The sequence below is a fragment of the Burkholderia sp. WSM2230 genome, assembly GCF_000472445.1.
Classification (GTDB): Bacteria; Pseudomonadota; Gammaproteobacteria; order Burkholderiales; family Burkholderiaceae; genus Paraburkholderia.
This window is the reverse complement of record NZ_AXAJ01000002.1, coordinates 256,628-278,653: the sequence shown is the minus strand read 5'-3', so window position 1 is coordinate 278,653 and position 22,026 is coordinate 256,628. Positions and strand designations below refer to the sequence as shown.

The 22,026-nt window shown below is 64.0% G+C and carries 21 protein-coding genes; 6 read left to right on the top strand and 15 right to left on the bottom strand.

Translation table 11 applies throughout. The features are described 5' to 3' along the window. Positions 1–173 precede the first annotated feature (173 nt). Positions 174–1,364, top strand: a complete 1,191-nt coding sequence (gene metK, locus A3AC_RS0106760; RefSeq protein ID WP_025598024.1) for a methionine adenosyltransferase — start codon at positions 174–176, stop codon at positions 1,362–1,364. A gap of 270 nt (positions 1,365–1,634) precedes the next feature. Here metK and A3AC_RS0106750 read toward each other — a convergent pair whose 3' ends face one another. After that, complete coding sequence (locus A3AC_RS0106750; protein WP_025598023.1) at positions 1,635–2,006, bottom strand: hypothetical protein; 372 nt, start codon at positions 2,004–2,006, stop codon at positions 1,635–1,637. Positions 2,007–2,514: 508 nt separating this feature from the next. On the opposite strand from A3AC_RS0106750, the gene A3AC_RS0106745 reads away from it, so the two are divergent. Then, positions 2,515–3,276: a phytanoyl-CoA dioxygenase family protein gene (locus A3AC_RS0106745; protein WP_025598022.1), complete on the top strand. Its 762-nt coding sequence runs from the start codon at positions 2,515–2,517 to the stop codon at positions 3,274–3,276. A gap of 76 nt (positions 3,277–3,352) precedes the next feature. Here A3AC_RS0106745 and A3AC_RS0106740 read toward each other — a convergent pair whose 3' ends face one another. Continuing rightward, positions 3,353–3,559, bottom strand: a complete 207-nt coding sequence (locus A3AC_RS0106740) for a DUF3185 family protein (protein ID WP_025598021.1) — start codon at positions 3,557–3,559, stop codon at positions 3,353–3,355. A 210-nt stretch (positions 3,560–3,769) separates the two neighbouring features. Between A3AC_RS0106740 and mgrA the strand changes: the two genes are divergently transcribed. Then, positions 3,770–4,813 carry an L-glyceraldehyde 3-phosphate reductase gene (gene mgrA, locus A3AC_RS0106735; RefSeq protein ID WP_025598020.1) on the top strand — a complete coding sequence of 348 codons (1,044 nt, stop codon included), beginning with the start codon at positions 3,770–3,772 and terminating at the stop codon, positions 4,811–4,813. Between the two features lie 62 nt (positions 4,814–4,875). Here the strand turns inward: mgrA and A3AC_RS0106730 are convergent, their stop codons facing one another. Both A3AC_RS0106730 and A3AC_RS29085 read right to left on the bottom strand, forming a co-directional pair. Continuing rightward, complete coding sequence (locus A3AC_RS0106730) at positions 4,876–5,061, bottom strand: hypothetical protein (protein WP_025598019.1); 186 nt, start codon at positions 5,059–5,061, stop codon at positions 4,876–4,878. A 301-nt stretch (positions 5,062–5,362) separates the two neighbouring features. Beyond that, positions 5,363–6,574 (bottom strand): MFS transporter, encoded by a 1,212-nt coding sequence (locus tag A3AC_RS29085; protein WP_035474850.1) that lies wholly within the window; start codon positions 6,572–6,574, stop codon positions 5,363–5,365. A gap of 459 nt (positions 6,575–7,033) precedes the next feature. Between A3AC_RS29085 and A3AC_RS0106720 the strand changes: the two genes are divergently transcribed. The 3 genes from A3AC_RS0106720 to A3AC_RS0106705 all read left to right on the top strand — a co-directional run bounded on the left by A3AC_RS0106720 (position 7,034) and on the right by A3AC_RS0106705 (position 9,502). Continuing rightward, on the top strand, positions 7,034–7,246 hold the full coding sequence (locus A3AC_RS0106720; RefSeq protein WP_006050502.1) for a hypothetical protein: 213 nt from the start codon (positions 7,034–7,036) through the stop codon (positions 7,244–7,246). A 99-nt stretch (positions 7,247–7,345) separates the two neighbouring features. Next, a complete protein-coding gene (locus A3AC_RS0106715; protein ID WP_025598018.1) occupies positions 7,346–8,371 on the top strand; it encodes a serine/threonine protein kinase in 1,026 nt (341 codons plus the stop codon). 390 nt (positions 8,372–8,761) lie between these two features. Continuing rightward, positions 8,762–9,502 carry a PepSY-associated TM helix domain-containing protein gene (locus A3AC_RS0106705; protein ID WP_025598016.1) on the top strand — a complete coding sequence of 247 codons (741 nt, stop codon included), beginning with the start codon at positions 8,762–8,764 and terminating at the stop codon, positions 9,500–9,502. Positions 9,503–9,590: 88 nt separating this feature from the next. Here the strand turns inward: A3AC_RS0106705 and A3AC_RS0106700 are convergent, their stop codons facing one another. The 11 genes from A3AC_RS0106700 to A3AC_RS0106650 all read right to left on the bottom strand — a co-directional run bounded on the left by A3AC_RS0106700 (position 9,591) and on the right by A3AC_RS0106650 (position 21,865). Further along, entirely contained in the window at positions 9,591–10,616 is a 1,026-nt protein-coding gene (locus A3AC_RS0106700; protein WP_025598015.1) for an XdhC family protein, read from the bottom strand. After that, entirely contained in the window at positions 10,589–11,209 is a 621-nt protein-coding gene (locus tag A3AC_RS0106695) for a CoxG family protein (protein ID WP_025598014.1), read from the bottom strand. Before A3AC_RS0106695 ends, A3AC_RS0106700 begins: the two co-directional genes overlap by 28 nt. Further along, a complete protein-coding gene (locus tag A3AC_RS0106690) occupies positions 11,200–12,519 on the bottom strand; it encodes a vWA domain-containing protein (RefSeq protein ID WP_025598013.1) in 1,320 nt (439 codons plus the stop codon). Before A3AC_RS0106690 ends, A3AC_RS0106695 begins: the two co-directional genes overlap by 10 nt. Before the next feature lie 5 nt (positions 12,520–12,524). Then, the gene (locus A3AC_RS0106685; RefSeq protein ID WP_025598012.1) at positions 12,525–13,409 is read right to left on the bottom strand and encodes an AAA family ATPase; all 885 of its coding nucleotides are present in this window, start codon (positions 13,407–13,409) and stop codon (positions 12,525–12,527) included. Positions 13,410–13,503: 94 nt separating this feature from the next. Next, a complete protein-coding gene (locus A3AC_RS0106680; RefSeq protein ID WP_025598011.1) occupies positions 13,504–14,301 on the bottom strand; it encodes an FAD binding domain-containing protein in 798 nt (265 codons plus the stop codon). Between the two features lie 22 nt (positions 14,302–14,323). Then, positions 14,324–16,711 carry a xanthine dehydrogenase family protein molybdopterin-binding subunit gene (locus tag A3AC_RS0106675; protein WP_025598010.1) on the bottom strand — a complete coding sequence of 796 codons (2,388 nt, stop codon included), beginning with the start codon at positions 16,709–16,711 and terminating at the stop codon, positions 14,324–14,326. 10 nt (positions 16,712–16,721) lie between these two features. Continuing rightward, positions 16,722–17,264, bottom strand: a complete 543-nt coding sequence (locus A3AC_RS0106670; protein WP_025598009.1) for a (2Fe-2S)-binding protein — start codon at positions 17,262–17,264, stop codon at positions 16,722–16,724. 253 nt (positions 17,265–17,517) lie between these two features. Further along, positions 17,518–18,909 carry an amino acid permease gene (locus A3AC_RS0106665; RefSeq protein WP_025598008.1) on the bottom strand — a complete coding sequence of 464 codons (1,392 nt, stop codon included), beginning with the start codon at positions 18,907–18,909 and terminating at the stop codon, positions 17,518–17,520. Between the two features lie 198 nt (positions 18,910–19,107). After that, complete coding sequence (gene rqpR / locus A3AC_RS0106660) at positions 19,108–19,764, bottom strand: response regulator transcription factor RqpR (protein ID WP_025598007.1); 657 nt, start codon at positions 19,762–19,764, stop codon at positions 19,108–19,110. Between the two features lie 10 nt (positions 19,765–19,774). After that, positions 19,775–20,674 carry a sensor histidine kinase gene (locus A3AC_RS0106655; protein WP_025598006.1) on the bottom strand — a complete coding sequence of 300 codons (900 nt, stop codon included), beginning with the start codon at positions 20,672–20,674 and terminating at the stop codon, positions 19,775–19,777. Positions 20,675–21,094: 420 nt separating this feature from the next. Beyond that, positions 21,095–21,865, bottom strand: a complete 771-nt coding sequence (locus A3AC_RS0106650; protein WP_013586862.1) for a ferredoxin--NADP reductase — start codon at positions 21,863–21,865, stop codon at positions 21,095–21,097. Positions 21,866–22,026: the final 161 nt, after the last annotated feature.

Sequence of the window (22,026 nt, the reverse complement as noted above, 5' to 3'; positions counted from 1 at the left end):
GCTATAATAAGGGCTTCGCCGAGTTAATAGACAACTTGCGGGGCGAAGCCAGGCGGTGCGATCCATGTGATTCGCACCGGCCGGTAAGGTAATCCGCTAAAGCGTCGCCGCTTCAGACTCCCGAAGCTGGCTACGTGAATATCAACCGTAACCACAAAACAGGAGTCTGCAACGTGGCAAACGACTATCTCTTCACCTCCGAATCCGTTTCTGAAGGCCATCCCGACAAAGTCGCGGACCAGATTTCGGACGCGATTCTCGACGCCATCCTGTCGCAGGACAAATACTCGCGTGTCGCAGCGGAAACGCTGTGCAACACCGGGCTGGTGGTCCTCGCGGGTGAAATCACCACGACCGCGAATGTCGATTACATTCAGATCGCGCGCAACACGATCAAGCGCATCGGCTACGACAACACCGACTACGGCATCGACTACCGCGGCTGCGCCGTGCTCGTCGCGTATGACAAGCAGTCGCCGGACATCGCGCAGGGCGTGGACCGCGCGCACGACAACAACCTCGATCAGGGCGCGGGCGACCAGGGTCTGATGTTCGGCTACGCGTGCGAGGAAACGCCGGAACTGATGCCGCTGCCGATCCACCTGTCGCATCGTCTGGTCGAGCGCCAGGCGAATCTGCGCCGCGACGGCCGCCTGCCCTGGCTGCGTCCGGACGCGAAGTCGCAGGTCACCGTGCGTTATGTGGACGGCAAGCCGCATTCCATCGACACCGTGGTGCTCTCCACGCAGCATTCGCCGGACATCGATCTGGGCACGCTGCGCGAAGCGGTGATCGAAGAAGTCATCAAGCCGACGCTGCCGGCTGATCTCATCAAGGGCGACATCAAGTTCCTCGTGAACCCGACCGGCCGGTTCGTGATCGGCGGCCCGCAAGGCGATTGCGGTTTGACGGGCCGCAAGATTATCGTCGATACGTATGGCGGCGCCGCACCGCACGGCGGCGGCGCGTTCTCGGGCAAGGATCCGTCGAAGGTCGACCGTTCGGCTGCATACGCCGGCCGCTATGTCGCGAAGAACATCGTGGCCGCCGGCCTCGCTTCGCGCTGCCTGATTCAGGTGTCGTACGCAATCGGCGTCGCGCAGCCGACCTCGGTCATGGTCAACACGTTCGGCACGGGCCGCGTGTCGGACGCGACCATTACGCGTCTCGTGCAGGAGCACTTCGATCTGCGTCCGAAGGGCATCATCCAGATGCTCGACCTGCTGCGTCCGGTCTACGAGAAGAGCGCAGCTTACGGTCACTTCGGCCGCGAAGAGCCGGAATTCACGTGGGAAGCCACGGACAAGGCGCTGGCGCTCGCGGAAGCCGCCGGCACGGAGCCGGTCGCCGCGTTGGCGGATTGACAAAAACCCCGCCGGCTCGCGCGCGGCGGGGTTTATGAAGTGAGATGGTCAGTCTGACCGAAACGGCTCGATCGGCTTATCGCTGATCGGGCCGTTTTTATTGCGTCTCTTTGCCTTGATGCGCTTCGCGCATTGCTATGTCGAATAGACACGGCCCGCCATCGACGCGGCCCGCCACACCACGACGACACGATACGCCACGACGACACGATACGCCACGACGAGCCGCGCCATGCAGGCGCAGCGTCGTAATGCAACCAGTGGCGCCTCTTAACGCGTCGCGAATGCGAACGCAAACCAGCCGGTGCTGCCGTTCGTCGACATGCGACGCGGACGGCGGCTCGCGCTTTGCGACCGCGCTGCGACGGGCGCGCGCGGAGGCGTCGTCAGACGCAACGGCGTCGGCTTACGCAGCAGCGTGCGTAGCGAAAAGCGGCGTGAACCGCCGCGCATACGCAAAGCAGAGAAGAATGAGTTGAACCAGGTGCGAATGCCGTCGACCGCTTTCGCATCACGCCATTGTTCGCCGAGGGCACGCGTGCGCGTGGCGTGATGACGCAGCGCGCGCACGACATGACGGCGCGCCGGACGGGCCGCTTTCAGGGCGGCGCGGGTAAAACGTGTGCTCAGAAGAGTATGCATGGCTTTACAGGTGGGCAGCGTGTCGCGCGATGAAATGTGCGCCAGCAGCAGCACCAAGTGTGCCAATGGCGGTCTCGCGACGGACGACGCGGGAGCCCGAAACTGAGTGGAGAACTGCGCGATGCAAAACGCCGGGGTGGGCGGCGCCTTCGGGCTCCAGAGCCCCTGACACGCAAAAGCAGGCGGGAATAGCGATCAACATGCGTGCAGGCTACACGGGAGTGATGACGTCAGAAAGTCGGTTTTTACCCTGCGAATACGGGTTATCACGGACCCGCGCAGTGTGCGCGGCCCGAGCGCGTGCCTGGCGCGTGGTTGTTCTCGCAGCCGATTCTCGTGCGCCGCTGCACAGCCGGCGTGCGTTAGCAAGCCGCGTGCCGCCTGCAATTAGTGCGCGGCTTGGGCACTTGCATCAAATCCGGGGCGAGATGCGACGGCGAAACAGCAGGCGGTATGATCGCGCCCGTTTTACAATCGAGCATCGGTTAGTCGACGGTCACGGAACACCATGTCACTCCATTCGAAGAAAGAGCAGATCCACACGCTACGTGAGCAGGGCTTTGTCGTCGTGCCAGGCCTCGTGTCGGCCGAGCGTTGCGACGAGATGAAGCAGATCGCGCAACGTCAGCTGGAGGAAGCCGCCGCGCCGATCGAGTTCGAAGCGGATCTGCAATATCCCGGTGCGCCGCCTTCGAAACTCGCGCCCGGCGGTCACACAGTGCGGCGCTTACTGGACGCGTATGGGCGCGACCGCAGTTTCGCGCAGTGGGCAACCGCGCCGGAAATTCGCGGCTGGATGGAGTTGTATTTCGGCGAAGAGCCGCGCCTGTCGCGCGCGCACCATAACTGCATGATGACCAAGCACCCGGCGTACGGCAGTCTGACCGGCTGGCATCGCGACGTGCGTTACTGGTCGTTCGAGCGCGACGACCTCGTTTCGGTGTGGCTCGCGCTCGGCAATGAAACCGTCGACAACGGCGCGCTCTGGTTCGTGCCGGGTTCGCACAGCACCGCATTTACCGGCGAGCGCTTCGACGAGGCCAAGTTCTTTCGCTCCGACCTCGAGGAAAATCAGGCGTGGATTCGCGCCGCGGTATCGCCCGAACTGAAAGCGGGGGACGTGGTGTTTTTCCACTGCAATACGCTGCACTCCGCGGGCAAGAATCTGAGTGATCAGGTGAAGTTCTCGCTGGTGTTCACGTATCACGGCGCGAGCAATGTGCCGTTGCCTGGCACGCGTTCCGCAGCGAAGCCTGAAATCGCTTTCTGATTCACACTGCTAACGCATTGCGGCGGCGCATTTCGTGCAAAACCGGCGTGAGCGTGCAACGCCGCCGCTTCACCGCCTAGCGCTTGCGCCCCGACAACGCGATGCCCGTAATTCCTGCGAGCGTGGCCACCACGCCGCCGACAATCAGCATGATCGCCTTGTTCGACGGCGAGCCAGTAAAGACGCGCGAGACGTCGCTGCTCACCGAATTGAAAGCCTGCCCGCCGAAATACAGCAGCAATACGCCGCCGACAATCAGCGCAATTGAAATCGCCTTCGTCATTTAACGCTCCCTAAGCTTGACCGGCCAAAGTGTAGGGGACGTGCAAGCCCTCGTCCATCCTGTGCGGCGCGCTCTGCAGCCGGCGCGTCGATTGGCTACCATAGCGGTCTGACCGCATATAAAAACGAACTCACAGCAGCACGCCTCCCGCAGCATGCGATTGCCCATGCCCGAGATCACCGGGCGCTATCATCATCAAGGACATCAGCAATGGCTTACGAAGCAGCTTCAGAACGCTATTCGGACATGCAGTACCGCGTGTGCGGCAAGTCGGGCCTCAAGCTTCCCGCGCTGTCGCTCGGCTTGTGGCACAACTTCGGCGATACCACGCCGCTTTCCACGCAGCGCGAGATTCTGCGTGCCGCGTTCGATCTCGGCATCACGCACTTCGATCTTGCGAACAACTACGGGCCGCCGTACGGCAGCGCCGAAACCAACTTCGGCCGGCACTTCAAGGACGACTTCAAGCCCTATCGCGACGAACTGCTGATTTCGTCGAAGGCCGGCTGGGACATGTGGCCGGGTCCGTATGGACAAGGCGGCGGTTCGCGCAAATATGTGCTCGCGAGTCTCGATCAGAGTTTGAAGCGCATGGGACTCGACTACGTCGACATCTTCTATTCGCATCGCTTCGACGCGAACACGCCGCTCGAGGAAACCGCGGGTGCATTGGCGAGCGCCGTGCAGCAGGGCAAGGCGCTGTACATCGGTATTTCGTCGTACTCGGCGAGCAAGACGCTGGAAATGGCGAAGCTGCTCGCGGAATACAAGGTGCCGCTGCTGATTCATCAGCCCGCGTACAACATGCTAAATCGCTGGATCGAACGTGAGTTGCTCGACACACTCGAACAGGTCGGCGCGGGGACGATTGCCTTTACGCCGCTTGCGCAAGGTCTGCTCACCGGCAAGTATCTGAATGGCGTGCCGCAAGACGCGCGCGTGAACAAGCCCGGCGGCGCGTCGCTGAAGCAGGAGCATTTGAGCGCGGAGAATATCGAGCACGTGCGCAAGCTGAACGAAATCGCGCAGCGTCGCGGCCAGAGCCTCGCGCAAATGGCGCTCGCCTGGGCGCTGCGCGATCCGCGTGTGACCTCGGTGCTGATCGGCGCGAGCCGCGCGGAACAGGTGCGCGAAAACGTCGGCGCGTTGAAGAACCTCGCGTTTTCGAAAGAAGAACTCGCGGAGATCGACCGCTATGCGACCGAAGGCGGCATCAACCTGTGGGAGAAACCGTCGACGGATCAGGCGATCTGATTCCGGCGACGCTGCCGCCACGCATGTGAGAAGAAAGCCGCCGTAAAGGCGGCTTTTTTTCGCTAGACGAGTGCCGGCAAGCCTTCGACCAGCACGACCGCGAAGACGACACCGAGTAGCGCACCCAGCACGCGCAGCACGTTGTGCCGCAACTCCGTCTTGCAAGGCAGCGCACCGACGAACAGGGCCCCGGCCAGCGCCATCGGAATGACCAGAATGAAGTCGCCGATCGTGAAATAGGTCGTCATACTCGTCTCCTTTTATATTTGACGCGAAAGCAGCGGCTCATTTGAACCGTGCGCTGCCAACGCTCGATTTGAGTATAGATGACGTCTGAAGCGACGTAGCCGCCGGCCGTAGCTTGCCGACGCCGATTCGCAAGTCGCAGAAGCCAACGCCCGCAAGGCTCGCCGCGCTTGTGGCGCTGCAGCAAAACGCGCCCCGAAAGTGAAGCGTTTGCTTACACAGCCCTTACTCTTTATCGGCTTTCGATGCGGCGCGAATCGCAGAGGCGCTCGAAATCTGGCTGCAATCGCCCCCCGTTCGGGCTCAACCGTGAGCCGGGTCGAGCCGGCCCAATCTGAGCGCGGCCAGCATGCCGATCGCGAGCAGCGCGGCCACGAGAGCGGCGACGCCGCTCCATCCAAAGCCGGCCCACATGTGGCCGCCGTATGAGCCGACCACGCTCGAGCCGATGTAGTACGCGAGCAGATAAAGCGCGGCCGCCTGGCCCTTGGCTTCTTTCGCGAGACGTCCGACCCAGCCGCTCGCCACCGCGTGTCCCGCGAAGAACCCAAACGTCACGCAAGCGATGCCGCCGACAATCGCTGCCAGCGGGCTCAACATCGTGAGCGCGAGCCCGACGCCCATCAACAGCAAGCTCGCCGCAAGCACGCGGGCGCGCCCGAACGTGTCGGCCATGCGCCCCGACCACGGCGACGCGACCACGCCCGTCAGATACACCACGAAAATCGCGCCGATCTCCGTTTGACTCAGACGGTACGGCGGCGCGAGCAGCCGGTAGCCGATGTAGTTGTACAGCGTGACAAAGCTGCCCATCAGCACGAAGCCGAGCAGGAACAGCAAGGGCAAGCCCGGCCGCGTGAACTGGCGCAGGAGCGCGCTGCGGTGATGCGTGAAGCCGAGCCCGCGCCGCGGCACGAAATGACGCGACGGCGGCAGCAGCGCGCGAAACGCCAGCATGGATAGAAGCCCGAGCACGCCGATCGTGCCTATCGCGACGCGCCAGGAGAACAGATCCGCGACCACACCGGTGATAACGCGCCCCGCCATTCCGCCGATTGCCGTGCCGCCGACATACAGACCCATCGCGAGGCCGAGACCGTCGGGATGCACTTCCTCCGCGAGATAGGCCATGGCGACGGCCGGCACGCCGCCGAGCGCGAGACCTTCGAGCGCGCGCAACACGAGCAACTGGTGCCACTGCGGCGCAATCGACACGCCGATGGTAAGCAGCGCCGAAACGGTCAGCGACATCGTCATCAGCTTGTGACGGCTCCAGCCTTCGGACACAAAGCCGGCCGTGAAGATGGAGAACGCGAGCGCCGCCGTCGACAGTGAGACGGTAAGGCTGCTTTGCGCAGGCGTCACGTTGAACGCCGAGGAAAACGATGGCAACAGCGGCTGCACGCAGTACAGCAACGAGAACGTGGCGTAGCCGGCGAACAGCAAGGCGATGCTGGCGCGCCAATAGGCGCGGGTGCCGCGTTCCAGGTAAGGGGTATCGGAGGCGTTGGGCACGGCAAGAAAGAACCAGGACTAAATGCGGAAAAGGCAGAGTGCAAACGGCGGCAACATCGAAGCACGGCGCAGTATCCGCCGGTTGTGTCTTGACGGACACTCGCAGACGCCGCGCCTGCAAAGCAGTTAAGGATACGCTGAAAATTGCGCGAGAGTGTGCGAAACGGGCGCGAGCCGTGCTGACGCGCCTCGTTTTTGATATCTGCGCCCGGCAGGGTTTATGATGGTCTCGTCGCGGCGCCGCGCGTCGTGACGAATCAGCGGAAACGACGGGTGAAACGCCCTGACTTCCCGCTATCAAGGGCCCCGCAAAACGGGAACAATGACTCGAAACTCTCACGCGTATTCACGCGCAGCAGTTTGGGTGCGTACGCAACGTTACCGGCGAAGCGGCGCTTTTATCATCACCTTGACCGGCATGAATCCATAAAGCCGGCTACGGGAGAACGGGGAAACATCATGCAAATCGGTTCCATTGTCCGATCGGTGCATATCGCCGTGCCGCAAGGCGCGCGCGGAATCGTCATGCGCATTCTCGGCGACATGGCCATGGTGGCGTGGTATGCCGGCGAGCCCGGCGCTTCGCCGCAACTGAACACTGAGCCCTTTTTCCTCGAAGACCTTATCGACACTGGCGAGCTGGTGCGTCCGTCAAGCGCGCAGATGCATTAACGCGGTCGTGGTTTTGCGCGTCTGCCGCCTGCCTCGCAGACGCGCGCCGCAGATCGCGCCACACTCGTCTTTGACGGCGGCGCGGCGCACAATGCGGGCATGAACGACATTCTCGATCCACAGGACGGCGCCGCGCGCGGCGTGCCTTTCGCCCGGCTCCAGCCGGAAATCGTGCTCGATGCGCTCGACAGCGTGCTCGCCACAGTCGGCGTGCGCACCGATGGGCGCATGCTGCCGCTCAACAGCTACGAAAATCGCGTGTATCAGGTGGGCGTCGAAGACGGGCCGCCGGTGGTCGCGAAGTTTTATCGTCCCGAGCGCTGGAGCGACGCCGCCATTCTCGAAGAACACGCGTTCGTCGCCGAACTCGCCGTGCGGGAAATTCCCGCGGTGCCGGCGCGCGCCTTCGAAGGCCGCACGCTGCATACGTTCGAGGGCTTCCGTTTTTCGATATTCGAGCGCCGCGGCGGACGCGCGCCGGACCTCGACCGCCGCGATACGCTCGAGTGGCTTGGGCGTTTCATCGGGCGCATCCATGCGGTCGGGCAGACGCGGAACTACATGGAGCGTCCCGCGCTCGACATCCAGACGTTCGGCTACGAGCCGCGCGACTTCCTGCTCTCGCACAGTTTCATTCCTGATGACGTGCGCGACGCCTGGCAAACTGTCGTCAATCTCGCGCTGGAAGGCGTCGAGCGCGCGTTCGAGCGTGCGGGCGAGATCCGCATGCTGCGCATGCATGGCGACTGTCATCCGAGCAATGTGCTGTGGACGGACGCGGGTCCGCATTTCGTCGACTTCGACGACAGTCGCATGGGCCCAGCCGTGCAGGACTTGTGGCTGCTGCTGCCGGGCGAGCGTGCCGAGGCGTCGCGTGCGCTCGCCGATCTGCTCGCCGGCTACGAAGACTTCTGCGACTTTGAGCCGCGAGAACTGCATCTGATTGAAGCGTTGCGGACGCTGCGGCTGATTCACTATCAAGCGTGGCTTGCGCGCCGTTGGGACGATCCCGCGTTTCCGGCGGCGTTTCCCTGGTTCAATACGCAGCGTTACTGGGAAGACCGCATCCTTGAAATGCGCGAGCAGCTTGGCGCAATGCAGGAAGGGCCGCTGTGGCCCGTTTGAACGCGCGCGTCGCGCCAAACGGTTCGGCACACGCGGGCGCCCGCGCTTGCACGGGCGGATGAACGCGCGGATGAACGGGCAACGCGCTCATCGTTTGTCTACCGACGCAGTCAGGCGCTCAAAGCGCCAAAGCGACATGCTCGTCACGCCGCGATTGAGCAAACGCGTCAATTGTGTAATGATAGCCATTCTCAATTGAAGGGCATCGCCAGCTTCCTGTCACATTTCTCCTCCTCTGTGACTGCCAGCCAGCCTCTCAACGGGATGGCTCCGGACCGCAAGCCGGAGCCATCCGCTCTCTTCTTGTCAAATTCCTCCGCTGCCGGCTTATGAGCGCGCTGCGTATCTGCGCGCCGGCGGCGGCCTAACCCGCTGTACCGGAGCATGGATGTGAACGCGCCTGATTCGATCGATTTGAAACCCGCTGCCGATGGCGCCTCACGCTACGTCGCACATGACGAGCCGCCCGGCCGTCATCTGATGGACGGCGCCGAGCAGGCGGTGCGACGTCAGCGTTCGCGGCGCGCGAACTTCATCAAGTGGCTGCGCAAGGTACATGGCTGGGTCGGCCTGTGGGGCGCGGTGCTCGGGCTCATGTTCGGCGCGACCGGCTTTCTGCTGAACCATCGCGCGGGTCCGATGAAGGTGCCGACGGGCCAGCCGCAAGTCGAGGAATTACAGATGGCCGTGCCCGACAAGCCGTTCCATTCGCCGATGGACATGGCGAAGTGGCTCAAGGGCGAACTGAAAATCGACGGCAAGCCTGGCAGGATGAAACGCGAGCCGGCGCATCCGGTGGCGTGGGGCGATCGCAGCACGATTCAGCCGGAGTTCTGGCAGGTGGCATTCGCCGCGCCCACGCAGAATGTGCAGGCCGAGTACTGGGTCGGCAACGGCTTCGTCGCGGTGAAACGCACGCAAAACACCTTTCTCGCGACGATGACGAACCTGCACAAGGGCGTGGGCCTGAGCATCGGCTGGATGCTGCTGGTCGACACGATTGCCGGCTCGCTGATCCTGCTTTCGCTCACGGGCGTGCTGTTGTGGACCGAACTGAACAAGCGCCGTGTGGTGGGCGTCGTGCTGGTGGGCGGATCGATCATCGCCGCCGTGGTTTGCGGTTTGATGTGAGCGCCGGGCCTGCCGTGCGCGCTTCAGGCGCGAGTGGCAGGCGAGCACGCGACCAGGCATTGCCGGCCGCGTCGCCTGAGTCCAGCGCCTAGGCGCTGCAAGCCGCGCCGCCCGCTGAGGCCGCAGTTTCCCGCGCGGCCTTTGCGCCTTCAACCTGAAGCAGCGTTGGCAACGAAACGCCGTTTTTGGCCGCAGTCACTTCCGCAAGAATCGACACGGCAATTTCGGGCGGCGTACGGCTGCCGATATAAATGCCCACAGGTCCGTGCAAACGGGCCAACTCAGTCTCGCTGAGATCGAACTCCTTGAGCCGCTCGCGACGCGCCTGGTTATTGCGCCGCGAACCCAAAGCGCCGACATAGAACGCCGGTGTCTTGAGCGCTTCCATCAATGCCAGGTCGTCGAGTTTCGGGTCGTGCGTCAGCGCGATCACCGCGCAGCGTTCGTCGAGCTTCATATCGAGCACGGTGTCGTCCGGCATGGTTCGAACGATCTTCGTGCCGGGAATGCTCCACTCTTCCGTGTACTCCTCGCGCGGATCGCAGACGGTGACCTGATAGTCGAGCCCCACGGCAATGTTGCACAAGTAGCGCGACAACTGCCCGGCGCCGATCACGAGCATGCGGTAACGCGGGCCGTGAATCGTCAACAGGCGCTGGCCGTCGAAATGCACGCCGTCGGTGGCGAGCGCCTTGCCGAGCCGCGCCTGGCCCGTTCTCATGTCGAGTTCGCGCGCGACGAGCCGGCCCTCTTCGACCGCATTGCAAAGTTCGGCAATGCCGCTTTGCGGCGTCAACGGTTCGAGCACCAGTTGAATCGTGCCCCCGCAAGGCAGTCCGAAGCGGTGCGCTTCTTCGGCAGTGATGCCGTATTTCACCGCCTCAGGCCGCGTTTGCTCGATGCCCTGCTGGCGCACGCGATCGATCAGATCGTCTTCGATGCAGCCGCCCGAAACCGAGCCGACCACGAGCCCGTCGTCGCGCACGACGAGCATCGCGCCCTCGGGCCGCGGCGACGAGCCCCACGTCTTCACCACCGTCACCAGTAGCGCGCGATGTCCTTCCTCAAGCCAACGGGCGCTGGATTTCAGGACTTCGAGATCCACGCTGTCCATGATTTCTTCCTCTTCGTTGCATCGCCGCCGGACTCGCCGTCCGCGGCTTCGGTCGATGCAGTATTGTGCCCCGCCGCGTCTGCCGCTGCAGTGTCGGCGCCATCGGTGGCGTCGTCTGCATCCACGGCACTGGCAGTGTCGCCACCGCCACCGCCACCGACCCGTGCGCTGAAGCGCTTGAAGAATTCGCCGGCGATCTTGCGCGCCGCGCCGTCGACGAGCCGCGAGCCGATTTGAGCCAGCTTGCCACCGACCTGCGCGTTCGCCGTGTAGCTGAGCTTTGTCGCCGCGTCGCCGTCGGCTTCGAGGGTGACGCGCGCGTTGCCTTTGGCGAAGCCGGCTGCGCCGCCTTGGCCTTCGAACACGATGTTGTACGCGTTCGGTGCGTCGATATCGGCGAGTTGCATGCGTCCCTTGAAGCGCGCCTTGACCGGGCCGACCGCCGCGCTGAGCACAACGAGATAGGCGTTTTCGCCGTCCGGATCGATGCTTTCGCAGCCCGGAATGCAGGCGCGCAGAATCTCCGTGTCGTTCAGCGCGTCCCACGTGCGCTGTTGGGAAACCGGCAGCGTATGAGTTTCGGTCAGTTCCATGAACTTGCTCCTGCGGTTTGCGTGGCAAGAACGCCCGGACGCGGCGCACGCGCGAGTTGCACGAAGTCGCGGCCGAACGCGGCCAGGCTCTCCAGATTATGAACCGGTCGATGCGCGTCGACATATGGCAGGATCGCCTGCACGCCGCGCGCCTTCGGAGAAAAGCCGCTGAAACGCAGCAGCGGATTGAGCCATACGATTCGGTGCGCGAAGCGGCGCAGGCGGGCCATTTCGGTGTCGAGCACGTCGATCGCTTCGTGATCGAGGCCATCGGTCACGAGCAGCACTGTCGCGCGCCCGGCGAGCACGCGGCGCGCCCAACGTCGGTTGAACTCGGCGAGCGCCGCGCCGATGCGCGTGCCGCCCGACCAGTCGACAACCTGTTCGGTGAGCGCCGCAATCGCCACGTCGGGATCGCGTTCGCGCAGCCAGCGCGTCGCGTTGGTGAGCCGCGTGCCGAATAGAAAGACCTGCAGGCGTTCGCGCGACTGAACCAGCGCGTGGCAGAAGTACAGCACCGCGCGCGAATAGCTGCTCATCGAGCCGGAAATGTCGAGCAACAACACGAGCGGCGGCTTGCGCTCCACGACCGCGCGATACTTCCACACGGTCCAGTCGCCGCCCGCGCGCACGGCTTGGCGCGCGCTCGCGCGCAAGTCCGCGTGCGTGCCGCGCGACGCGGCCCTCAGGCGGCGCGTCGGCTCCTTCGCGAGCGGCAGACGCTGTGCGCGAATCAGATGACGCAGCGTGCGCCATTCATCGGCGGAAAGGGTGTCGAAGTCGCGGTGACGCAGCCGCTCTTCAGCGCTGAACGTGACGTGCGCACGCAGTTCCTGCTGCCCGGTTTCCTGCGGCTTTTGCGTATGCGGCGAGGGCGGCGCGCGGACTGCGAGCGCGTCGGCGAGACGGTTGTTGCGTTTGGGCGGCGGCAGGCCGTCGCGGACTTTCGGCAAAAGGAGCGCGCGCAGCTTGCCTTCCCAATCCGGATCGCGCCAGAACAGCTCGAACGCGGCGTCAAAGAGTTCTCGTTCGTCGGGCGCCGAAACCAGCGTTGCCGCGAGCGCGGCGCGTACGTCGTCGCGGCGTGCGAGGTCGATATAGTGCAGGGCGGCGAGCGCGTCGACGGCATGCGCGGGCGACATCGGCAGGCCCGCGCCGCGCAATACGCGCACGAAATGAACGACGTTGCGTGCAAGCGTAGGCGTGCCGTTTTCCAGCGATGCAGCGAGTTGCTCCGCGGCGTCTGCATGGTTTCGCGCGGCGGGAGCTTCGCCGTGGTTCGAGTCATCAACGCGAGTAGGCGTCGTCATGTTCGCTATTCCGGCGCGGCGAGGCACTGTGCGATCTGCGCCGCGTCGACACGCGCCAGATCGTCCTGATACTTGAGCAGCACGCCGAGCGTGTTCTGCACCGATTGCGGATCGAGCTCCGTCACCGAGAGCGCTTCGAGCGCCCGGCACCAGTCGATAGCCTCCGCAATCCCCGGCGCCTTGAACAGATCGATGCCGCGCAGCCGGTGCACGAAATCGACCGCGCGCCGCTGCAATTGTGCGGATGTTTGCGGCGCGCGCGCGGCCACGATCTGCAGTTCGCGATCGCGCTCCGGGTAGCCGATCCATTGATACAGGCAGCGGCGCTTCAATGCGTCGTGCACTTCGCGCGTGCGGTTCGAGGTCATCACGACGAGCGGCGGCTGTGCCGCGCGCACCGTGCCGTACTCGGGAATCGACACCTGAAAGTCGGACAGCAGTTCGAGCAGGAAGGCTTCGAAGGGCTCGTCGGCGCGGTCGATTTCGTCGATCAGCAGCACGCGTCGCACGCCCGGATTTTCGTCGGGCAGCAGCGCTTGCAGCAGCGGACGCTTCAGCAGAAATTCGCTGCGATACAAAGTGTCGTTATCGGGCCGCTCGCCCGCGGCTTCGGCAAGACGCAGCGCCATGATCTGCCGCGGGTAGTCCCACTCGTAAAGCGCGCTGGCGGTATCGAGTCCTTCATAGCATTGCAGCCGCAGCATCGACGTGCCGAGCATGCCCGCCGCCGCTTTGGCGAGCTCGGTCTTGCCGACGCCCGGTTCCCCTTCGACGAACAAAGGACGCTCCATGCGTAGCGCAAGGTACAACGCCGTCGCCAGTTCGCGGCTCGCGAAATAGTTCTGGGCGGCGAGTTGCGCGAGGGTGTCGTCGATTGAAGCGGGGTGCATGGCGTTCCTGAATCTGCGCGATCAGCGGCGCGCTTGAGCGACTCCTGCCGGCGCGAGCGTGGGGACTCGCGCCGGTGGTCCATACAAAGGATGGCTAACTATTTGTCTTCGCCACCGCGCGCGCGGCGAGCACCGGAATCAGATGCGCGCGATATTCGGCGCTCGCGTGCATGTCGTCGTTCAGATTCGTGGCGGGCAAGCTAACCGCACGCGCGGCCTCGGGCGTGAAATTCGCCGATAGCGCGGTTTCCAGTTCGGGCACGCGAAACACCGAAGCCGCCGCGCCCGTCACCGCGACGCGTACGCCGTTCGCGAACTTCGCAACGAATACGCCGACGAGCGCGAAATGCGACGCGGGATTGCGGAATTTCTCGTACGCCGAGCGCTCGGGCACGGGAAACTCGACGGCGACGATCAGCTCGTCCGGTTCCAGCGCGGTCTCATACATGCCGACAAAAAAGTCGCTGGATGAAATGCGCCGCTTCTGCGTAACGATGGTGGCGTCCAGACCCATTGCCGCCGCCGGGTAACACGCGGCCGGGTCGTTGTTGGCGAGCGAGCCGCCCAGCGTGCCGAGCGCGCGCACCTGGCGGTCGCCGATATGCGCGGCGAGTTCCGCGAGCGCCGGCAACGCGCGGCGCAAGTCGGCGTGCTCCGCGACATCCGCGTGACAGACGGCTGCGCCGATCTTCACCACATTGGCATCTACGGTGATGGACTTGAGCGCCGGAATGCGCGTCACGTCGATCAATTGCGACGGCTGCGCGAGACGCAGCCGCATGGTGGGCAACAGGCTTTGTCCGCCGGCGAGAAACTTGGCGTCGCTGTCGGCGGCGATGGCTGCGGCGGCCGCTTGCGGGTCCGTCGCGCGTTGATACTCGAATGAATACATGTCGAATGCTCCGCTCAGGATCTCAGTGGGCTGCCTGCGTGGCCGCGTGGATGGCCGACCACACGCGATGCGGCGTAGCCGGCATTTGCAGATCGGTCACGCCGAGCGGCGCGAGCGCGTCGATGATCGCGTTGATCACCGCCGGCGGCGAGCCGATCGCGCCCGCTTCGCCGCAACCTTTGACGCCGAGCGGATTGTGCGTGCACGGCGTGCCCTTCGCCGTTTCCACGGTGAAGTCCGGCAGGTCCGACGCGTGCGGCATCGCGTAATCCATATACGAGCCCGACAGCAGCTGACCGCTTTCCTTGTCGTACACGCAGCGCTCCAGCATGGCTTGCCCGATGCCTTGCGCGAGACCGCCGTGCACCTGGCCTTCGACGATCATCGGATTAATCACGTTGCCGAAATCGTCGACGGCTGTGAACTGCTGGATTTCGCACACGCCGGTGTCCGGATCAACCTCGATCTCGCAGATGTACGCGCCCGACGGATACGTGAAATTGCTCGGGTCATAGAACGCGCTTTCTTCGAGGCCCGGTTCTAGCACTTCCAGCGGATAGTTGTGCGGCACATACGCCGCGAGCGAAATCTCCGCGAAGGCCTTCGTGCGATCGGTGCCGGCCACGCGGAACACGCCGTCCTTGAACTCGATGTCTTCCGCGGCGGCTTCGAGCAGATGTGCGGCGATTTTCTTCGCCTTCGCTTCGATCTTGTCGAGCGCCTTCATGATCGCCGAGCCGCCGACCGCAATGGAGCGCGAGCCGTATGTGCCCATGCCGAACGGAATGCGGCCGGTGTCGCCATGCACGATCTCGACGCTTTCGAGCGGAATGCCGAGGCGGTCCGCGACCACTTGCGCGAAGGTCGTTTCGTGTCCCTGGCCGTGACTGTGCGAGCCGGTAAATACCGTGACCGAGCCTGTCGGATGCACGCGAATCTGGCCGACTTCGAAAAGACCCGCGCGCGCGCCGAGCGCACCCGCGATGTTAGACGGCGCGAGACCGCATGCCTCGATATAGCAGGAGTAGCCGAGGCCGCGCCGCTTGCCGTTTTTCTCCGATTGCTGGCGGCGCGCTTCGAAGCCTTTCACATCGGCGAGTTCGAGCGAGCGCGCGAGGATCGCTTCATAGTCGCCCGTGTCGTAGGTGAGGCCGACCGGCGTCGCGTACGGAAACTCGCGGATGAAATTGCGGCGGCGAATTTCGGCCGGGTCGATCTTCATCTCGCGCGCGGCCGTTTCGACCAGACGCTCGACCACATAGGTCGCTTCGGGGCGGCCCGCGCCGCGATAGGCGTCGACAGGAACGGTGTTGGTGAAGACCGCCTTGACCTCGGCGTAGATGGCGGGCGTCGCGTATTGGCCGGCCAGCAGCGTCGCGTAGAGGATGGTCGGCACGCTCGAGGCGAACGTGGACAGATACGCGCCCATGTTCGCAATGGTGTGAATGCGCATGCCGAGGAACTTGCCGTCGGCGTCGAGCGCCAGTTCCGCTTTCGTCACGTGATCGCGGCCATGCGCGTCCGAGAGGAAGGCTTCGGAGCGCTCGGCGGTCCACTTCACGGGTCGGCGAATTTTCTTTGACGCCCACGTCAGCGCGACGTCTTCCGCGTACAGAAAAATTTTCGAACCGAAGCCGCCGCCGACGTCGGGCGCAATCACGCGCAGCTTCGACTCCGGCAATGACAGCACAAAAGCGGCCATCAGCAGCCGCTCCACGTGCGGATTCTGATTTGCCACGTAGAGCGTGTAGCTGTCGTCCTGCGACGAATAGCTTGCGTTCACCGCGCGCGGTTCGATCGCATTCGGCACGAGACGGTTATTGACGATGTCGAGCGTGGTGACGTGGGCGGCTTTGGCGAAGGCGGCGTCGGTGGCGGCTTTGTCGCCGTGGCCCCAGTTGTAGCAGACGTTGTCCGGCACCTCGTCGTGAACGGCCGGCTGGCCGGGGTCCGCCGCATGCGCGGTATCGACCACGGCGGGCAGCACGTCGTAATCGACTTCGATCAATTCGGCAGCGTCTTTCGCGGCCTTGATCGAATCCGCGATCACGAGTGCGACCTGATCGCCGACGTGACGCACTTTCGTGTGCGCGATGATCGGATGCGGCGGCTCGTTCATCGGCTTGCCGTCCGTGCTGTGGATGAGCCAGCCGCACGGCAGGCCGCCGACGTTCTCGGCAGCCATATCCTTGCCGGTGAAGATGGCGACCACGCCGGGCGACTGTTTGGCCGCCGTCGTTTCGATGCTGTTGATCTTCGCGTGGGCGTGCGGCGAGCGCAGGAAGACCGCGTAGGTTTGCTGGGGCAGAAGAATGTCGTCGGTGTACTGGCCGTTGCCGGTCAGGAATCGATAGTCTTCCTTACGTTCGACGGAAGCGCCGATCAGGTTGTGCGTTTCGGGTGCGTTCATCGTCGGCTCCTCAGGCGGTGGCTTGCGTGGTGGAGGCTGCGGCGGCATTCGCGTTGGTGCTTGCTGCTGTGCTTGCCGCGCCGGACGATTTCATCCCTTCGGCTCCTTCGAGCACTGCTTTCACGATGTTGTGATAGCCGGTGCAGCGGCACAGATTGCCGTCCAGTTGCGCGCGGACGTCATCGCCGGTGATATCCGGTTGACGCTCGACGAGCGAGATCGCGCTCATCACCATGCCGGGCGTGCAGAAGCCGCATTGCAGGCCGTGGCAGTGCTTGAAGGCGGCTTGCATGGGATGCAGCGCGCCGTCTTTGGCGAGGCCTTCAATGGTGGTGACACGCGCGCCGTCCGCTTGCGCCGCGAGGATGTTGCACGATTTGATCGCGCGCCCGTCCAGGTGGATGGTGCATGCGCCGCACTGGGCCGTGTCGCAGCCGACGTGCGTGCCGGTGAGGCGGAGTTGATCGCGAAGGAACTGAACAAGCAGGGTGCCGGGCTCGACTGAAGCGCTGATGGGCGCGCCGTTCACCGTCAGACTAATGCTGATCGCCATGAAGTCGTCTCCTGATGGGGGAAACCGGACCGCTTTTGTTCTGCCTTCAGCCTGCCTGTTCGTTTTGATCCGGTTAGGGTGCTGCGGTTTTTTATGAGTCTGCCGAAAAGTAAAGCACAAATTGGGCGGGGACGCTATGAGGGGTTTTTTGCCTGGGGCGGGCTTTGGTTTGATTGGGTTAAAAGCGACCACACCCTCGCGACCTCAAGGAAAGGCCAAGGGGCTTGAACCGGCCGCAGGCAGAAAAAAACGCTTACACCGCCAACTTCGACCTTCTCCTCGAATACCCAAAGTAAATCACCATCCCCACCACCAGCCAGACCACAAACGCCACCCACGTCACCGCCTGCAGATTCGCCATCAAAAACAGACACGACGCCACAGCGAGCACCGGCACGACCGGCACACCCGGACACCGGAACGCCCGGGGCAACTCCGGATGCGTCTTGCGCAAAACGAGAACCGCAATCGACACCATCGAAAACGCCGCCAGCGTGCCGATGTTGATCAGTTCCGCCAACACATTCAACGGCACGAGCGCCCCAATCAGCCCGAAGAAAATGCCGACCAGCCAGGTCGTGAAGAACGGCGTCGCAAAGCGCGGATGCACACGCGAAAGCCGTGCAGGCAGCAACCCATCGCGCGACATCGCGAAGATCACGCGCGTCTGGCCGTAAGCCATCACGAGGATCACAGTCAGCATGCCGAGCACCGCGCCAAGGTCGATAAAGCCCGCCACCCACTTCTCACCTGCGACCTGCAACGCGTACGAAACCGGATGCGAAATGTTCGCGAACTGCGCCGACGGCACAATGCCCGTCACGACGGCGGCCACCGCGACATACAACACCGCGCACACGCCGAGCGACGCGATGATGCCGATCGGCAGGTCGCGCTTCGGGTCTTTCACCTCTTCCGCCGCGGACGACACGGAGTCGAAGCCGATGAACGCGAAAAACATCACCGCCGCCGCGCCGAACACGCCGTTCCAGCCGTTCGGCATGAACGGGTGCCAGTTTGCCGGCGTCACGTGGAACACACCCACGGCGATGACGAGCAGCACCACGGTCACCTTGATTGCGACCATGATGTTGTTGATCCGCGCGGATTCCCGCACGCCGACCGACAACAGGGCGGTGATCGCCATCATCACGAGGAACGCCGGCAGATTGAAGAGCGTTTCATGGCCGGGCAACGCGCCCGGCGCCGCCGTCAGCGCGACCGGCAACGACACGCCGAAACCCGACAGCAGCGATTGGAGATAACCCGACCAGCCGACGGAAACCGCCGACGTCGCAAGCCCGTATTCAAGCATCAGGTCCCAGCCGATGATCCACGCGGCCAGTTCGCCGAGCGTCGCATACGAATAGGTATAGATGGAACCTGCGACCGGAATCGTCGACGCGAACTCGGCGTACGCGAGCGCCGCGAAGCCGCACGCGACGGCCGCGATCAGAAACGAGATCATCAGCGCGGGGCCGGCCTGGACGGCGCCCGTTCCGGTCAGCACGAAAATGCCGGTGCCGATGATGGCGCCGACGCCGAGAAACGTCAGGTCCAGCGCGCCGAGCGCTTTCTTCAGGCCGGCGTTTTGAGCGCTCGTCGCGAGCATGTGCTCGACGCTCTTCTTGCGAAACAGGGACATTGGCGGGGGTCTCCAGTAGTGCACGCGTGTCGCGCGCCGAATGTCGGGGAAACCCGCGATTTTAGCGGATGCGCGCGGATGCACCTTTCTGGGACGCGCTTGTTGGGAACGGGAGGAGTTCAGCGGATATCGCGCCGTGGCGACCAAGCGGCGCCACCCGGCAGCCACACAGCGCGGGACGCGCCGCAACAGCGGCGCTTAACCTGCCATCGCCGGATTGAGGTCGACGAGGCGGTTGCTCATCACATAGAAGGTGAGTTCCGCGTTGTTGCGCAGTTTCATCTTCTCGAGCAGGCGGGTTCGGTACACGCTCACGGTTTTGACCGACAGCGACAGCGCCTCGGCAATATCCGTCAGCCGTTTGCCCGACGCGAGCATGCACAAGGTCTGATATTCGCGGTCGGAGAGCTTTTCGTGCGGCAACTGCTCGCCGTCGAAGGAGACGTAGTCGGCGAGCGCTTCGGCCATCGCCGGGCTCACGTACTTGCGGCCGGCCGCGACCTGCTGGATGGCGCCGATCATCTGCGCGGCGTCGACGGTCTTCGACAGATAGCCGGCGGCGCCGGCTTTGAGCGCGCGCACCGCATACTGATCCTCGCGATACATCGAGAACATCAGCACGGCCACGCGCGGCGCCTTGCGTTTCAGACGTTTCAGCACTTCGACGCCATTCATGTCCGGCAGCGAAATGTCCAGCAGCACTACGTCGTAACTGTGGGCGGCGACGGCGTCCAGCGCCTCGGCACCGGTCTGCGCCTCGGTGACTTCGCGGGCCACGCCGCGATCCAGCAGCAACTGACGCACGCCCTGGCGAACCACGGCGTGATCGTCGGCGAGCAGGATGCGCAGGCTCATGACGGCTCGCTCACGATTGCGCTGCGCGCAGCCCGGCGAACCGGGCGTCGGCGAGCATGGCGTCCCACGCGAAGCGCGCGCGCACGAGCGTGCCGCCCGTGCTTTCGTCCGCGCCTCGCCGGGTCTGACTCGAGCCCTGCGGCTCGGCGCGCCGGGCGGTCACGCGCAGTGTGCCGTCGAAGGCCGCACAGCGCGCCTTCATCCCGCTCAGGCCGAAATGGCCGCTTCTGCGATGGGCGTTGCGCGAAACGCCAATGCCGTCGTCGCTGACGATCAGCGTCAGATGACGGCGGCTGGTTTCGATGCGCACGTCGGCGGATTCGGCGCGCGCGTGTTTGGCAATATTGTTCAGCGCTTCCTGCGCGACGCGGAACACGGCCAGCGCCGCGTCGGCCGGCAGCCGCGTGAGACGCACGTCGGCCGCACAGACGAAGCTCGTGCGCAACTGCGTGCGCGCGGCGAACTCGCCCGTCCACTGGGCGAGCGCACCTACGATTCCTGCTTCGAGCGACGGCGCATGAAGTTCGGCCACCGCATGACGGGTCGCGGCGCAAACGGCGTCGAGCGAGCGGTTGGCCACGGCAAGCGCGGCCCAGCATTGTGAAGGAGCGTCTGCCGGCAGCCACGTTTCGACGCCGGCGAGCGCAAAGCGCGTCGCGGTCAACTCGGCGCCCACGCCGTCGTGCAGCTCTCGCGCGACGTGGCGGCAGGCCGCTTCCTGCGCCCGAACGAGTTCGGCGGACAGCTCGCGCACCCGCGCGCGCAGGCGCGCCAACTCTCGCTCCGCCGAAGCCGACGCACAGGCCGGATCCGCCGCCGGATCGGATGCAGCGACGCCATTACCGCAACCGTCGCGCGACAACAGAGCGGAAGAAGGGCTGGTGAACGGGACGACAGTCGGCGTATCCATGACTTTTTCTCAGAAAGCAGCGTGGACAGCGAAAGGGTGGCGCATCGGCGCCGCGACGACGGAAGAACGCATCAGGTCTCTGGCCTCCAGATGGCCGTATCAGGTCAGCACGACAGGCAAATCACTACGTGGCAACGTAACGAAATTTACATTCAGTAACAAGCAGGTCGTACCATGAGCGGCGATTGAAGCGACGAACGGTGCGCCGCGATCATATCTTAAAAAAAAGAAAAATGCAGTCCCACCAAGGGTTAGCGCCAATATCTCGGGTACTGGTTGAGATTGCTCAGCGCTTCGCATGTAGGAATAATGCCGACACCGAATGTCAAATGTACGACTCGAAATTGTAACGGCGAAAAAAAAGGAGCCAGACGGCTCCTTTTCCTTTGGGCGGCGGCATGAGCCGCGAAAAATATCGGCTTAGCCGACGAACGCCTTCTCGACCACATAATGGCCCGGCGCATTGTTGCTACCTTCCTGGAAGCCCATGTCGTCGAGCAGCTTGCGCGTGTCGCGCAGCATGTGCGGGCTGCCGCACAGCATCACGCGGTCGTCTTCGAGCGAAAAGCCGGGCACGCCGAGGTCGGCGAACAGCTTTTCCGTTTCGATGAGTTCCGTGATGCGGCCGCGGTTCTGGAACGCTTCGCGCGTGACCGTGGGGTAATACAGCAGCTTTTCCTGCACCAGTTCGCCGAGGTGCTCGTGCGCCGGCAGGTGGTCTGTGATGTATTCCTTGTACGCCAGTTCGTCGACGAAACGGCAGGTGTGCGTGAGGATCACGCGCTCATAGCGGTCGTAAATGTCCGGGTCCTTGATGATGGACATGAACGGCGCGAGGCCCGTGCCGGTGGACAGCAGCCACAGCGTCTTGCCCGGCAGCAGGTTGTCGGCCATCAGCGTGCCGACCGGCTTCTTGCCGATCAGCACCTGGTCGCCCACCTTCAGGTGCTGCAAACGCGACGTGAGCGGGCCGTCCTGCACCTTGATGCTGAGGAACTCGAGGTGTTCTTCATAGTTCGCACTTGCGAGGCTGTACGCGCGGAGCAGCGGCTTGCCGTCGACTTCGAGGCCCACCATCGTGAACTGGCCGTTTTCGAAACGGAACGACGGATCGCGCGTGCAGGTGAAGCTGAAAAGCGTATCGGTCCAATGATGGACGCTCAGGACGGTTTGTGAATTCAGGTTGCTCATGGCTTCGTGGATAGTGCGAAAACAAAGGCGGCCAGTCGTTCAAGCCGGCCGGCGCGGCAAGGGCGATGCTGCGCCCACCCGCTGGCGGGAATGGCGCGCAATCCGCTATTTTAGCGCGCTCGCCGCCAGTGGGCCGAGCCGCGGCGATTGAGCGCGTGAAC

Excerpts from the sequence above, each read along its gene's own strand:
- A3AC_RS0106750 (WP_025598023.1), bottom strand. The coding sequence starts at position 2,006 with ATGCATACTCTTCTGAGCACACGTTTTACCCGCGCCGCCCTGAAAGCG.
- A3AC_RS0106745 (WP_025598022.1), top strand. The coding sequence starts at position 2,515 with ATGTCACTCCATTCGAAGAAAGAGCAGATCCACACGCTACGTGAGCAG.
- A3AC_RS0106740 (WP_025598021.1), bottom strand. The coding sequence starts at position 3,559 with ATGACGAAGGCGATTTCAATTGCGCTGATTGTCGGCGGCGTATTGCTG.
- mgrA (WP_025598020.1), top strand. The coding sequence starts at position 3,770 with ATGGCTTACGAAGCAGCTTCAGAACGCTATTCGGACATGCAGTACCGC.
- A3AC_RS0106730 (WP_025598019.1), bottom strand. The coding sequence starts at position 5,061 with ATGACGACCTATTTCACGATCGGCGACTTCATTCTGGTCATTCCGATG.
- A3AC_RS0106720 (WP_006050502.1), top strand. The coding sequence starts at position 7,034 with ATGCAAATCGGTTCCATTGTCCGATCGGTGCATATCGCCGTGCCGCAA.
- A3AC_RS0106715 (WP_025598018.1), top strand. The coding sequence starts at position 7,346 with ATGAACGACATTCTCGATCCACAGGACGGCGCCGCGCGCGGCGTGCCT.
- A3AC_RS0106700 (WP_025598015.1), bottom strand. The coding sequence starts at position 10,616 with ATGGACAGCGTGGATCTCGAAGTCCTGAAATCCAGCGCCCGTTGGCTT.
- A3AC_RS0106695 (WP_025598014.1), bottom strand. The coding sequence starts at position 11,209 with ATGGAACTGACCGAAACTCATACGCTGCCGGTTTCCCAACAGCGCACG.
- A3AC_RS0106690 (WP_025598013.1), bottom strand. The coding sequence starts at position 12,519 with ATGACGACGCCTACTCGCGTTGATGACTCGAACCACGGCGAAGCTCCC.
- A3AC_RS0106685 (WP_025598012.1), bottom strand. The coding sequence starts at position 13,409 with ATGCACCCCGCTTCAATCGACGACACCCTCGCGCAACTCGCCGCCCAG.
- A3AC_RS0106680 (WP_025598011.1), bottom strand. The coding sequence starts at position 14,301 with ATGTATTCATTCGAGTATCAACGCGCGACGGACCCGCAAGCGGCCGCC.
- A3AC_RS0106675 (WP_025598010.1), bottom strand. The coding sequence starts at position 16,711 with ATGAACGCACCCGAAACGCACAACCTGATCGGCGCTTCCGTCGAACGT.
- A3AC_RS0106670 (WP_025598009.1), bottom strand. The coding sequence starts at position 17,264 with ATGGCGATCAGCATTAGTCTGACGGTGAACGGCGCGCCCATCAGCGCT.
- A3AC_RS0106665 (WP_025598008.1), bottom strand. The coding sequence starts at position 18,909 with ATGTCCCTGTTTCGCAAGAAGAGCGTCGAGCACATGCTCGCGACGAGC.
- rqpR (WP_025598007.1), bottom strand. The coding sequence starts at position 19,764 with ATGAGCCTGCGCATCCTGCTCGCCGACGATCACGCCGTGGTTCGCCAG.
- A3AC_RS0106655 (WP_025598006.1), bottom strand. The coding sequence starts at position 20,674 with ATGGATACGCCGACTGTCGTCCCGTTCACCAGCCCTTCTTCCGCTCTG.
- A3AC_RS0106650 (WP_013586862.1), bottom strand. The coding sequence starts at position 21,865 with ATGAGCAACCTGAATTCACAAACCGTCCTGAGCGTCCATCATTGGACC.